Source organism: Streptomyces sp. NPDC032472 (genome assembly GCF_040636955.1).
GTDB lineage: Bacteria > Actinomycetota > Actinomycetes > Streptomycetales > Streptomycetaceae > Streptomyces.
Genome location: NZ_JBEZVK010000066.1, coordinates 1 through 12,610, shown reverse-complemented (window position 1 = coordinate 12,610; position 12,610 = coordinate 1). Strand labels below are relative to the sequence as shown.

Sequence of the window (12,610 nt, the reverse complement as noted above, 5' to 3'; positions counted from 1 at the left end):
TGTTTTCCGGACAGGGGCGCCGTACGGGTGCTGCCGACGGGGCAGCGTGTGCCTTACAGGCCTACAGCCTTACAGACCGAGCTCGACGTCGAACTCGCCGGCCTCGAGGATCGCCTTGACGGTGGTGAGGTACCGGGCCGCGTCCGCGCCGTCCACCAGGCGGTGGTCGTAGGACAGGGTCAGGTACGTCATGTCGCGGACGCCGATGACGGTGCCCTCGGCGGTCTCGATGACGGCCGGGCGCTTGACCGTGGCACCGATGCCCAGGATGGCGACCTGGTTCGGCGGCACGATGACGGTGTCGAAGAGCGCACCGCGCGAGCCGGTGTTGCTGATGGTGAAGGTCGCGCCCGACAGCTCGTCCGGCGTGATCTTGTTGGAGCGGACCTTGCCGGCCAGGTCGGCGGTCGCCTTGGCGATGCCGGCCAGGTTGAGGTCGCCCGCACCCTTGATGACCGGGGTCATCAGGCCCTTCTCGGAGTCCACGGCGATGCCGATGTTCTCCGAGTCGAAGTAGGTGATGGTGCCCTCGTCCTCGTTGATCCGGGCGTTGACGACCGCGTGGGCCTTCAGCGCCTGGGCCGCGGCCTTGACGAAGAACGGCATCGGGGAGAGCTTGACGCCCTCGCGGGCCAGGAAGGAGCCCTTGGCCTGCTCGCGCAGCTTCATGATCTTGGTGATGTCCACCTCGATCACGGAGGACAGCTGGGCCTGCGAGTGCAGCGCCTTCATCATGTTGTCGCCGATGACCTTGCGCATGCGGGTCATCTTGACGGTCTGACCGCGCAGCTCGGACACCGCGGCCACGGCGGCCTTGGCGGCCGGGGCGGCGGCAGCGGCAGCCGGAGCCGGGGCGGCAGCGGCGGCCTTGGCGGCCTCGGCGGCGGCCAGGACGTCCTGCTTGCGGATACGGCCACCGACGCCGGTGCCCGTGACCGTGTTCAGGTTGACGCCGGACTCCTGGGCGAGCTTGCGCACCAGCGGGGTCACGTACGCGCCCTCGTCACCGGCGGAGACCGCGGCGGCGGGAGCGGCCGGAGCGGCGACCGGGGCAGCCGGGGCGACCGGGGCCGGGGCGGCCACGGGGGCAGCCGGGGCGACCGGAGCCGGAGCGGCGACCGGGGCGGCCGGAGCCACCGGGGCCGGAGCAGCGGCGGCCGGAGCCGGAGCGGCCGGGGCCGGAGCAGCGGCGGCCGGAGCGGCCACCGGGGCGGCCGGAGCGGCAGCGGCGGGGGCGGCCGGAGCGGCACCCGCGACGCCGATGACGGCCAGACGGGCGCCGACCTCGGCGGTCTCGTCCTCGCCGACCAGGATCTCGAGCAGCGTGCCGGAGACCGGCGCGGGGATCTCGGTGTCGACCTTGTCGGTGGAGACCTCGAGCAGCGGCTCGTCGGCCTCGACCGTCTCGCCGACGGCCTTCAGCCAGCGGGTGACGGTGCCCTCGGTGACGGACTCGCCCAGGGCGGGCAGCACGACGTCGGTGCCGGACGCGGCCGGAGCGGCGGCGGGGGCAGCGGCGGGGGCCTCGGCGGCCGGGGCCGGGGCGGCAGCGGCCGGAGCCTCGGCCACGGGGGCCGGAGCGGCGGCGGGGGCCTCGGCGGCGGCCGGGGCGGGGGCCGCGGCCGGAGCGCCGGAGCCGTCGTCGATGACGGCGAGCTCGGCGCCGACCTCGACGGTCTCGTCCTCGGCGACCTTGATGGAGGCCAGGATGCCGGACACGGGGGAGGGGATCTCGGTGTCGACCTTGTCGGTCGAGACCTCGAGCAGCGGCTCGTCGGCCTCGACGCGCTCGCCCTCAGCCTTGAGCCAGCGGGTGACAGTGCCCTCGGTGACGCTCTCGCCGAGCGCCGGAAGGGTTACGGAAACCGCCATGGTTTCAGTTGCTCCTTACGAAAGTGCGGAAGTGGTCGTCGCGCCCGGGACGATCAGTCGTGGGAGTGCAGCGGCTTGCCGGCCAGGGCCAGGTGGGCCTCGCCGAGCGCCTCGTTCTGGGTCGGGTGCGCGTGGATGAGCTGCGCGACCTCGGCCGGCAGGGCCTCCCAGTTGTAGATCAGCTGGGCCTCGCCGACCTGCTCGCCCATCCGGTCACCGACCATGTGGACGCCGACCACGGCACCGTCCTTGACCTGGACGAGCTTGATCTCGCCCGCGGTCTTCAGGATCTTGCTCTTGCCGTTGCCCGCCAGGTTGTACTTCAGGGCCACGACCTTGTCCGCGCCGTAGATCTCCTTGGCCTTGGCCTCGGTGATGCCGACGGAAGCGACCTCGGGGTGGCAGTAGGTGACGCGCGGAACGCCGTCGTAGTCGATCGGGACCGTCTTCAGGCCCGCGAGGCGCTCCGCGACCAGGATGCCCTCCGCGAAGCCGACGTGCGCGAGCTGGAGGGTCGGGACGAGGTCGCCCACGGCCGAGATCGTCGGCACGTTGGTCTGCATGTACTCGTCGACCAGGACGTAGCCGCGGTCCATCGCGACGCCCTGCTCCTCGTAGCCCAGGCCCTGGGAGACCGGGCCGCGGCCGATGGCGACCAGCAGCACCTCGGCCTCGAAGGTCTTGCCGTCCGCAAGGGAGACCCGCACACCGTTCTCGGTGTACTCGGCCTTCTCGAAGAAGGTGCCCAGGTTGAACTTGATGCCGCGCTTGCGGAACGCGCGCTCCAGCAGCTTGGAGCTGTTCTCGTCCTCGACCGGGACGAGGTGCTTGAGGCCCTCGATGACGGTGACGTCGGTGCCGAAGGACTTCCACGCCGAGGCGAACTCGACGCCGATGACGCCGCCGCCGAGGATGATCGCGGACTCGGGGACGCGGTCCAGGACCAGCGCGTGGTCCGAGGAGATGATGCGGTTGCCGTCGATGTTCAGGCCCGGCAGCGACTTCGGCACGGAGCCGGTCGCCAGCAGGACGTGGCGGCCCTGGATGCGCTGGCCGTTGACGTCGACGGAGGTCGGCGAGGAGAGGCGGCCCTCACCCTCGATGTACGTCACCTTGCGGGAGGCGACCAGGCCCTGGAGGCCCTTGTACAGGCCCGAGATGACCTCGTCCTTGTACTTCTGCACACCCGCGATGTCGATGCCCTCGAAGGAGGCCTTGACGCCGAACTGAGCGGCTTCGCGGGCCTGGTCCGCGATCTCGCCCGCGTGCAGCAGGGCCTTCGTGGGGATGCAGCCGTTGTGCAGGCAGGTGCCGCCGAGCTTGTTCTTCTCGATCAGGGCAACGTCCAGACCCAGCTGGGAAGCGCGCAGAGCCGCGGCGTAACCGCCACTGCCACCGCCGAGGATCACTAGGTCGAAAACGGTGCTGGCGTCGTTCGCCACGTCACGTCCTCCATGCATGTGCGCCGGGCACCGGTCCTCTGTGACCGGGCGGCGGCTGGTATTCGGCCGCTTGTTTCTTCGGCCCTGTGGTGGGGGCCCTGTCCTGCCGAGAACCCATCTTCGCATTTGTCGGGGGAACGCGGGACGCCGGGCCCGGACTGTGGCAGGTCGTTCTGTCCGAAGGCCGGGTTACCGAGGCGTAGAAACCTACGGATTTCGTTGCGCGTGCACCCCCGGACCACCCCCGGACCCGTCGGGCGGGCCTCTCGGGGGCCGGGGGTGCGTCGTGCGTCACACCGCTGCGCCGGGGCGCGTGCGGGGCGGTCGTACGGGACCTGCGTCAGCCGAGGTCGCCGGTGGCGGTGCGCTCGGCCAGCCGGACCAGGGTGCGCACGGCCGAGCCGGTGCCGCCCTTGGGGGTGTAGCCGTACGGCGCGCCCTCGTGGAAGGCGGGGCCCGCGATGTCGAGGTGGGCCCAGGTGATGCCCTCGCCGACGAACTCCTGCAGGAAGAGGCCGGCCACCAGGCCGCCGCCCATGCGCTCGCCCATGTTGGCGATGTCGGCGGTGGGGGAGTCCATGCCCTTGCGCAGGTCGGCGGGGAGCGGCATCGGCCAGGACGCCTCGCCGACCTCCTCGGCGATCTCGTGGATCGAGGTCCGGAAGGCGTCGTCGTTGGCCATGATGCCGAAGGTGCGGTTGCCCAGGGCGAGCACCATCGCGCCGGTCAGGGTGGCGACGTCGACGATCGCGTCCGGGTTCTCCTCGGAGGCCTTGGTCAGCGCGTCGCCCAGGACGAGGCGGCCCTCGGCGTCGGTGTTGAGGACCTCCACGGTCTTGCCGCTGTACATGCGCAGCACGTCGCCGGGGCGGGTGGCCGAGCCGGACGGCATGTTCTCGGCGAGCGCGAGCCAGCCGGTGACGTTGACGGCGAGGCCCAGGCGGGCGACCGCGACGACGGAGGCGAAGACGGCGGCGGCGCCGGACATGTCGCACTTCATCGTCTCGTTGTGGCCGGCCGGCTTCAGGGAGATGCCGCCCGAGTCGTAAGTGATGCCCTTGCCGACGAAGGCGAGGTGCTTCTCCGCCTCGGGGTGGGTGTACGAGATCTTCACCAGGCGCGGCGGGTTCTCGGAGCCCTTGCCGACGCCCATGATGCCGCCGTAGCCGCCCTTGACCAGCGCCTTCTCGTCCAGGACCTGGACCTTCAGGCCGTGCTCCTTGCCGGTCGCCGTGGCGACGGCGGCGAAGGCGGCGGGGGTGAGGTCGTTCGGCGGGGTGTTGATCAGGTCACGGGCGGTGTTGACCTCGGAGGCCACGACGACGGCGCGCTCGACCGCGGCCTTGTGCTCCTTGTCGCGCGGCTTGCCGCCGAGCAGGGCCACCTCGGCCAGCGGGCGCTTGGGGCCGCCGTTCTTGGAGGCCGCGGCGGAGGCCTTCTTCTCGCCGCCCTGGTAGGTGGTGAAGGCGTACGCGCCGAGCAGCGCGCCCTCGGCGACGGCGGTGACGGCCGAGGCGTCCTCCAGGGGGAGGGCGAAGGCGGCCTTCTTGCTGCCGTGCAGCGCGCGGGCGGCGGCGCCGGCGGCGCGGCGCAGGGCCTCCTCGTCGAACGACTCGTCCTGCTCCGGGGCCGGGCCGAGGCCGACCGCCAGCACGACCGGGACCTTCAGGCCGGCCGGCGCCGGGAGCTTGGTGGTCTCGCCCTCGGCGCCGGAGGCGCCCAGCGCGTCGAGCACGGCGGCGAGCTTCCCGTCGAAGGCCGTGTCCACGGCCTCGGCGCCCGGGGCGACGACCGGGCCCTTCGGGCCCTTCGCCACGCCGACCACGAGGGCGTCGGCGCGCAGCGTCGCCGCGCCGGCAGTGCTGAGAGTCAGAGCAGTCACGGTGGTGAGGTCTCGCTTCCGTTTGTGTTGTGGGCCGAGTGGGTGGACGGCCATCCGGAGCGATCGTATTCCGGCCCGACGGCCGCCAGAAATGAGCCTACGCGCCCGCGGTGGTCCGTACGTCACTCGAAGGTTTGGCAAGTTGTTCTATTCCACGGCCATCAGGTTCACCCATCTGTGGTCTTCGTTCCAGGTTTGCCCCGTAGACCTGACGAGGTCCCGAGAGACTCGAGCCACTCTCGCAAGGGGACGCGGGGTCCCTTTGCATGATTTCCACAGAGCCTCCTCGGCCCGGCCTGCCGCCATGGGCTGTTGCCGAGAGTGCCTGCGGGGGGAAAGGCCGAAATGGTCAAAAGGAACCGGATGAACAGGGTTGCCGCGGCAATGGCAGCAGCCGCCCTGGTATCCGTCGCAACACCCGCCATGTCCGCCCGGGCGGCGACCGTGGCACCGCGCATCGACCTGAAGGTGCTCGTCGTCGACGACGGCGGCAGCTCGGTCGAGGCGATCACCGCGGAGCTCCGCGACACGGGCGTCCCGTACACCCGCGTCCAGCTCGGCAGCAGCGGCCGCCCGGTCATCGACGCGGCCTTCCTCGCCGACACCGTCGACGGCCGGCCGCGGGCGAAGTACCAGGGCGTCGTCCTGCCCAACGAGAACCCCTTCGGCGAGGGCTCCGCCGAGATGGCCGCGCTGACCGCGTACGAGACGGCGCACGGCATCCGCCAGGTCGACGCCTACACCTGGGCCCACCCGGGCGTGGGCCTGGAGTACACCGACAACGGCGGCTACAGCGGGCAGCTCGACGGCACCCAGGCCGCCGTCACCGCCGCCGGCAAGGGCGGCCCCTTCGGCTACCTCGGCGGACAGGTCACCTTCGAGGACAACTCCGCGCTGATCCCGGAGAGCTACGGCTTCATGGGCAAGCCGCGCCCCGGCTACACCAGCTACGTCGACGCCCCCGTCGGCTCCGACCGGGCCTCTCTGGTCGGCGAGTACGCCCACGACGGCCGCAGCGAACTCGTCGTCACCTTCGGCTACAACCAGTACCAGCAGCAGTTCCGGCTCCTGGCCCGCGGCATCGTCGACTGGCTCACCCAGGGCGTCCACCTCGGGCAGAGCCGCAACTACTTCGCCGTCCACGTCGACGACGTCTTCGCCCCGGACGCCCGCTGGAACAAGGACCTCAACTGCACGCCCGGCGACTACGCCTGCGCCGGCGGCGAGGGCCGCGAGAGCACCATCCGGATGACCGCCGCCGACGCCCAGTACGCGGCGCAGTGGCAGCAGAGCAAGAACTTCAAGCTCGACCTCCTCTTCAACGCCGGCGCCGGCGAGGAGTGGAAGAGCGAGAACGGCGGCACCGACGCGCTCACCGCCCAACTCGTCGCCGACCGCGCCAAGTACCGGTGGCTCAACCACACCTACACCCACCCCTTCCTCGGCTGCGTCCAGGACACCACGGTCACCCCGTGGACGTGCGCCAAGGACGCCGCCGGCGCCGTCACCTGGATGAGCCGGGCCGAGATCTCCGCACAGATCCGCGACAACAACAACTGGGCAGCCTCCAAGGGAATCACCACCGACCGGACCGAACTCGTCACCGGCGAGCACTCAGGGCTCAAGACCCTCCCCCAACAGCCCCAGGACAACCCCAACCTCGCCGGTGCGCTCGCCGACAACGGGGTCAAGTGGGTCGGCAGCGACAACTCGCGCGAGCCGGCGCAGCGCACGGTCGGCGCGGCCCTGACCGTCCCGCGCCACCCGATGAACGTGTACTACAACACGGGCACCAACGCCGAGATGGCCGACGAGTACAACTGGGTCTACACCAGCCGCGCCCAGGGCGGCAGCGGCATCTGCGAGGACAACCCGGCGACCTCCACCTGCCTGCCCGCCCCGCTCGATCCGAACACCGGCTACCTGGACTACATCGTGCCCGCCGAGGCGCGCACGGCCCTGCGCCACGTGCTGGCCAACGACCCGCGCCCGCACTACGTCCACCAGTCGAACCTGGCCGAGGACCGCACCCTCTACCCCGTCCTCGACAGCGTCCTCGGCACCTACCGCACCCTCTTCGCGCCCAGCGCGCCGATCGTCAACCAGAGCATGAAGGACACCGGCGTCGAACTCGGCCGCCGGGCGGCCTGGGACAAGGCCCTCGCCGACGGCCGCGTCACCGCCTACCGCATCGGCACCACGGTCACCGTCAAGGCGCCCTCCGGCGTCGTCGCCCCGGTCACCGCACCCAACGGCACCAAGAAGCAGCTCCTGCTGGGCACCGCCGACTTCGGCACCGCGTACGCAGGCACCCGCTCGGCGTGGACCGCGCCCGAACTGCTCCAGAGCACGGTCACGCTCAAGCTGCCGAGCTGACCCGCACCACCGTTCCGTCCGGCCGAGCGGGCCTCGCCCCCCGCTCGGCCGCCGCCTGCCCGCGAGTGAGCCGAAGGGAGCGCGTCGGCGAAGGCGGGCGAGCGCCCGGAGGAAACCGTGAGGAACGAGCGGTTTCCGAGGACGCACGCCCGCCTGGAGCCGACTGAGCGCTCCCGGAGGCGAACCGAGCGCAAAAGACACAGTCCTGGGGGGACACTCCACATGAGCCATGGGCGTCACGTCACCATGCTCACCGAAGGCACCTATCCGCACGTCCACGGGGGCGTCAGCACCTGGTGCGACCAACTGGTCCGCGGGATGCCGGAGGTCGACTTCAACGTCATAGCCCTCACCGGTACCGGTCGCGAGCCGGTCGCCTGGGAGCTGCCGCGCAACGTCTACCGCCACACCGCCGTCCCGCTGTGGGGCCCGCCGCCCGGACGCAGTCGCCGCTCGGCCCTGCGGGGCAAGGCGCACCGCCGCTTCACCGACACCTACGAAACCTTCCTGCTCTCCCTCCTCGACCCTGCCCGGGAAGGCTTCTCCGAGGCCCTGCGCGAACTCGCCGTCCTCGCCAGGGCCGGCCGCCTCGCCCCCGCCCTGCGCTCCGAAGCGGTCCTGCGGCTCCTCATGAACGTGTGGACCCGCCCGGACCTGGCCACGGCCGCCGCCGCACCCACCATCCACGACGCGCTCACCGCCACCGACCTGCTGGAGCACGCGCTGCGCCCGCTGGCCGTACGCATCCCGCCCGACAGCGTCGCGCACGCCGTCAGCAGCGGCCTCGCCACCCTGCCCGCCCTCGCCGCCAAACACCTCGACGAGGTGCCCTTCCTCCTCACCGAGCACGGCATCTACCTGCGCGAGCGCTACCTCGGCTACCGCACGGCCGCCCAGCGCTGGCCCGTCAAGGCCCTCCTGCTCGGCTTCTACCGCGAACTCAACAGCGAGGGCTACCGGCAGGCCGACCTGATCACCCCCTGCAACCAGTACAACCGCCGCTGGGAGGAGCGCGGCGGCGCCTCCGCCGACCGGATCCGCACCGTCTACAACGGCGTCGACCCGTACGCCTTCCCCGAGGCCGGACCCGAACCCGAGGTGCCGACCCTCAGCTGGTGCGGCCGCATCGACCCGATCAAGGACCTCGAAACGCTCATCCGGGCCTATGCGTTCATGCGGGCCGAACTGCCCGCCCTGCGGCTGCGCCTGTTCGGCCCGGTCCCGGCCGGCTGCGAGGAGTACAAGCTGCGCCTGGAGAAGCTCGCCGCCGAACTCGGCCTCGCCGACGGCATCACCTACGAGGGCCGCATCGCGCAGGTCTCCAAGGCCTACGCGGCCGGCAGCATCGTGATGCTCTCCAGCATCAGCGAGGGCTTCCCCTTCAGCATCATCGAGGCCATGTCCTGCGGCCGCACCACCGTCTCCACCGACGTCGGAGGCGTACGCGAGGCCGTCGGCGACACCGGCCTGGTCGTCCCGCCGCGCGAGCCCGAGACCATGGCACGCGCCACCCTCGCCCTGCTCCGCGACGACGCGCGCCGCGCCGAGCTCGGCCGGCTCTCCCGCAAACGGGTAGTCGAGAAGTTCACCCTCCACCAGTCCGTGGACGGCTTCCGCCACATCTACCGCGGCCTCGCCGCACAGACGCACGCCGGCCGGCCGGTCCTGCCCGTCCGCGAGGGCGACGACTGGACCCAGCGGCTCGCCGACCCCTGGTACCGCGAACTCGCCGCCGACGGGAGCCTGTGGTGAGCGGATCCCTCTGGCTGCGCGTCCCCGGCGGCGACACGCTGCCCGCCATCCCCCGGCCCCGCCGCACCGGGCCGGGGACGGCTGCCGCCGTCGCCGCCGACCCCATGGACGAACTCGCGATGCGGCTCGACGGGTTCATCGCCGCCGCCGTCCACCCCGACGAGATCGCCGCCATCCTCGAATCCGACGGGATGACCGACGAGCACATCCGCCTCACCTACGGCCGCCGGGACTCCTTCGACCTCGCCGAGGCGCTCTACGCCCGGGTGCCGCGCTCCTTCCCCGAACCCGAGGAGTGGACCGACCCCTGGAAGGTGTCCCTGACCGCCTGCCTGCTGCGCGGAGTGATCTTCGCGCTGCCCGGCCTCGCCTACGTCCTGGGCGCGCCCCTGCTGGAGGGCCCGCCCGACCGGCTCGGACTTCCCGCCGGCACCCTCACCCTCCTCGCGGGGGCGCTCATCGGCTGGGTCTGGGACCAGACCCTGTCCCACCGCGCCTACTCCTGGCTGGGCCTGGGCGACCGGGCCGCCGCCGGGCGGACCCTGCTCGTCGGCGCCCCCACGGGGGCCCTGCTCGGCATCGCCGCCGCGCTGACCGTGCCCGGCGGGCCCCCGTTCAGCTACGCCTTCGCCGCCGGGCAGGCCGTGTACGTCGGCGCCGCCACCGTCCTGCTCGTCCTCGGCCGGGAGCGGCTGCTGTTCGCCGCGCTCGCCCCGATGGCCGCGGGCGCGCTGCTCGCCCTCGTCACCGACCTGCCCCTGCCGCTGCGGGTCGCCCTGCTGGCCGCCTCCCTGCTGGCCGCCTGCGCCCTCGCCGTACGGGAACTGCCGCTGGCCGAGGGGGTACGGGCCGTCGCACGCCGGATCCGCCGGCGCAGCGAGCACCGGCCGCTGTGGGGCCGCCGCCCCGCCGCGGCCGGGGGGAGCCCGGTCCGCTGGCGGATGCTGCGCGGCGAGGGCGAGGAGTACGGGCCGCAGCGGCCGCGGCTCGGCGACTCCGTGCCGTACGGGGTCTTCGGCCTCGGCACCGGCCTGCTCGTGCTGTACGCCGCCCTGGGGGAGGTGCTCGCCGGAGGCCCCGCCAACGCCGTCGCCGCGCCCTCCGCGGTGGCGCTCACCCTCAGCATGGGCCCCGCCGAGTGGCTGCTCCACCGCTTCCGCAGCGGCAGCCTCGCGGGGCTCCGGGCGGCCCGCTCGCCCCGGCAGTTCTGGCTGCGGATGCTCGGCACCCTGGTCCGCTGCATCACCGTCTACCTGACGGTGCTGCTGGCCCTCGGCGCGGTCGGCACCCTGTTCTGGCCGGGCGCACCGGGCCTGACCGGGGTCCGCGTCGCCACCCTGCTGCTGCTCGGCGCCGTGATGTGGACCGGGCTGCTCCTGCAGTCCTTCGGGGCGGTCCGGGCCGCCGCCGTCGTCTGCGCCTCGGCGGCCCTCGCGCAGAGCCTGGCCCTGCTGCTGGGACTCGGGCAGCCGCGGCTGGTGCAACTGGTCACCGCCGGCAGCGCGGCGGCCGTCCTCGCCGGCCTCGTCTGCCTGTTCCTGGGCCGGGCCACGGCACACCGCTGACCGCGACCCGCATGACCCCGTCACCCGCCCGTCACCCCGTCACCCCGTGCGAGAAGAAGGATTGAAGGACCCCATGCTGCTGGTGCCGCTCTACGAGCACCCCGCCGACCGGCCCGAGGACTGGGAGCTGCTGATCCGCTGCGCCGGCCGGCTGCACTCGGTGGTCCTCAACCCCGCCAGCGGGCCCGGTGAGGCCCCCGACGAGCGGTTCGCCGCCGTGGCCCAGCGGCTGCGCGACGCCGGGGTGCCCGTCCTCGGCTACACCGACACCGACTACGGGCGCCGCCCGCACGCCGCCGTGGTGCAGGACCTCCTGCGCCACCGCGACTGGTACGGCGCCGACGGGGCCTTCCTCGACCAGGCCTCCCCGGACCCGGCGCTGCTCGGGCACTACGGCCGGCTCGCCGTCGCCGCCCGGGCCGCCGGCGCCCGTACGCTCGTCCTCAACCACGGCATCCACCCGCACCCCGGCTACGCCGAACTGGCCGACCTGCTGGTCACCTTCGAGGGCCCCTGGGACGCCTACCGGGACGCGGCCGTGCCGTCCTGGACCGCCGACCACCCCGCCCAGCGCTTCTGCCACCTGGTGTACGCCGTCCCGCCGGGCGCCCCCGCCGCCGAACTCGCCCGGGAGCGGGGCGCCGCCGTGCACTGCGCGGTCCCCGGGACCGGCGCGCACCCGTGGGGCACCCTGCCGTACGCCTTGGAGGCCGCCCGATGAAGAGGCCGCTCGCGCGGCGCCTCCTGCTCCTCCTCGCCCCGCTGCTGCTCCTTTCCTCCTGCACCTCCGGACCGGAGGAGGCGGAACCGGACCCCGGGCCCGCCCCGACCCCGGGGGAGCGCTGGCTGCCGCGGCCCGGCACCGGCTGGCAGTGGCAGCTGAGCGGCAGGCTCGACACCTCGGTGAAGGCGCCGGTGTACGACGTCGACGGGTTCACCACGAGCAAGGACCAGGTCGCCGAGCTGAAGCGGGCCGGGCGCAGGACCATCTGCTACGTGTCGACCGGCGCCTGGGAGGAGTTCCGGCCGGACGCGGACGCCTTCCCCAAGGAGCTGCTCGGCAGGGGCAACGGCTGGGAGGGCGAACGCTGGCTCGACATCCGGCGCACCGCCGAGCTGGAGCCGCTGATGGCGGTGCGGTTCGACATGTGCCGGGACAAGGGCTTCGACGCGGTCGAGCCGGACAACATGGACGGCTACCGCAACGAGACCGGCTTCCCGCTGACGGCCGAGGACCAGCTGCGCTACAACCGGCTGATCGCCCGGCTCGCCCACGAGCGGGGCCTGTCGGTCGGCCTGAAGAACGACCTGGACCAGATCCCCGAGCTGGTGGGGGACTTCGACTTCGCGGTCAACGAGCAGTGCGCACAGTACGAGGAGTGCGAGGAACTGACCCCGTTCATCGCGGCGGACAAGGCCGTCTTCCACGTGGAATACGAACTCCCGCCGAGCCGCTTCTGCGCACAGTCCCGCCGCCTGAAGCTCAGCTCGATGCAGAAGAAGTACGAGCTGGGGGCCTGGCGCCGGACCTGCTGAGGGGGTCCGGGCTGGCTTTCACCCATCGAGGGGTCGGGGGCCGGTCGGTGGCTGCCCACCCGTCTCCCGCTCTGCGGGGCGGTGGTGCGGGGGTCGGGATCTCGGCCGGGCGGGATCAGGGAGGGTATGGGGGCTTCCCGTCAGTCTCATCGTCCTTCCGCGTCGGGCCGGCCTGTCAAGAGCGC

At 72.7% G+C, this 12,610-nt stretch carries 8 protein-coding genes; 5 read left to right on the top strand and 3 right to left on the bottom strand.

The genetic code is table 11. The features are described from left to right. Positions 1 to 69: 69 nt before the first annotated feature. The 3 genes from sucB to AB0F11_RS30700 all read right to left on the bottom strand — a co-directional run bounded on the left by sucB (position 70) and on the right by AB0F11_RS30700 (position 5,196). Positions 70 to 1,872, bottom strand: a complete 1,803-nt coding sequence (gene sucB, locus AB0F11_RS30710) for a 2-oxoglutarate dehydrogenase, E2 component, dihydrolipoamide succinyltransferase (protein ID WP_362180646.1) — start codon at positions 1,870 to 1,872, stop codon at positions 70 to 72. 53 nt (positions 1,873 to 1,925) lie between these two features. Beyond that, the gene (gene lpdA, locus AB0F11_RS30705) at positions 1,926 to 3,314 is read right to left on the bottom strand and encodes a dihydrolipoyl dehydrogenase (protein ID WP_361906627.1); all 1,389 of its coding nucleotides are present in this window, start codon (positions 3,312 to 3,314) and stop codon (positions 1,926 to 1,928) included. Between the two features lie 340 nt (positions 3,315 to 3,654). Beyond that, positions 3,655 to 5,196 carry a leucyl aminopeptidase gene (locus tag AB0F11_RS30700; RefSeq protein ID WP_362180643.1) on the bottom strand — a complete coding sequence of 514 codons (1,542 nt, stop codon included), beginning with the start codon at positions 5,194 to 5,196 and terminating at the stop codon, positions 3,655 to 3,657. Positions 5,197 to 5,580: 384 nt separating this feature from the next. Between AB0F11_RS30700 and AB0F11_RS30695 the strand changes: the two genes are divergently transcribed. From AB0F11_RS30695 to AB0F11_RS30675, 5 genes are all read left to right on the top strand, one after another. Beyond that, on the top strand, positions 5,581 to 7,572 hold the full coding sequence (locus AB0F11_RS30695; RefSeq protein WP_362180641.1) for a hypothetical protein: 1,992 nt from the start codon (positions 5,581 to 5,583) through the stop codon (positions 7,570 to 7,572). Positions 7,573 to 7,794: 222 nt separating this feature from the next. Continuing rightward, a complete protein-coding gene (gene pelF / locus AB0F11_RS30690) occupies positions 7,795 to 9,324 on the top strand; it encodes a GT4 family glycosyltransferase PelF (protein WP_362180638.1) in 1,530 nt (509 codons plus the stop codon). Beyond that, complete coding sequence (locus tag AB0F11_RS30685; RefSeq protein WP_362180635.1) at positions 9,321 to 10,889, top strand: hypothetical protein; 1,569 nt, start codon at positions 9,321 to 9,323, stop codon at positions 10,887 to 10,889. The genes pelF and AB0F11_RS30685 overlap by 4 nt, the downstream gene beginning before the upstream one ends. A 73-nt stretch (positions 10,890 to 10,962) precedes the next feature. After that, positions 10,963 to 11,610, top strand: a complete 648-nt coding sequence (locus AB0F11_RS30680) for a spherulation-specific family 4 protein (protein WP_362180632.1) — start codon at positions 10,963 to 10,965, stop codon at positions 11,608 to 11,610. Next, positions 11,607 to 12,425, top strand: coding sequence for an endo alpha-1,4 polygalactosaminidase (locus AB0F11_RS30675; protein WP_362180629.1), 819 nt, complete (start codon positions 11,607 to 11,609; stop codon positions 12,423 to 12,425). Before AB0F11_RS30680 ends, AB0F11_RS30675 begins: the two co-directional genes overlap by 4 nt. Positions 12,426 to 12,610: the final 185 nt, after the last annotated feature.

Coding starts and splice junctions, on each gene's coding strand:
- sucB (WP_362180646.1), bottom strand. CDS start 1,872: ATGGCGGTTTCCGTAACCCTTCCGGCGCTCGGCGAGAGCGTCACCGAG.
- AB0F11_RS30695 (WP_362180641.1), top strand. CDS start 5,581: ATGGCAGCAGCCGCCCTGGTATCCGTCGCAACACCCGCCATGTCCGCC.
- pelF (WP_362180638.1), top strand. CDS start 7,795: ATGAGCCATGGGCGTCACGTCACCATGCTCACCGAAGGCACCTATCCG.
- AB0F11_RS30680 (WP_362180632.1), top strand. CDS start 10,963: ATGCTGCTGGTGCCGCTCTACGAGCACCCCGCCGACCGGCCCGAGGAC.
- AB0F11_RS30675 (WP_362180629.1), top strand. CDS start 11,607: ATGAAGAGGCCGCTCGCGCGGCGCCTCCTGCTCCTCCTCGCCCCGCTG.